Genomic DNA, 392 nt, shown 5'->3' with positions numbered 1-392 from the left:
TCTTTGGCGAAACACCCGGAAAATTGCCTCGGCTACTGAAAAAATACCGCCGAGGTTCCTTGCTCTGCGCCCAACCCCCAGCGCACGACCGGATGGTAATCGAGCTTGATTTCAGACTCGCCATTCACCACCGGAGGTAATGGTTCTTGTGGGTGGACGAGCACCTGTTCTAGTAATCTAGCCGCTTCATCACCTTGGCGATAACCGCTTTGAATCACGCCGCCCACCGCGCCATGACCCAATCCTACATCGTGCACAATAAACAATGGCGCGTTGGAGGCCTTGTTGATCTGAGTCCCGTCACGCTCGCTGCCGACCCCACCATCGTTGTCGCGGTAGTAAGCCCACAACAGCACCACCTTTTCTTTATTGCGTTGAGCGATTTTTTTCTT

The 392-nt window shown here is 53.8% G+C and carries 1 pseudogene; it reads right to left on the bottom strand.

What is annotated here, in order from left to right:
* Positions 1-38: 38 nt before the first annotated feature.
* A pseudogene (locus UF05_RS08940) lies at positions 39-392 on the bottom strand (GGDEF domain-containing protein); the annotation flags it as partial.

This window comes from Vibrio sp. S457-15, assembly GCF_000960545.1.
GTDB lineage: Bacteria > Pseudomonadota > Gammaproteobacteria > Enterobacterales > Vibrionaceae > Vibrio > Vibrio parahaemolyticus.
This window is presented reverse-complemented; position numbering and strand designations above follow the sequence as displayed.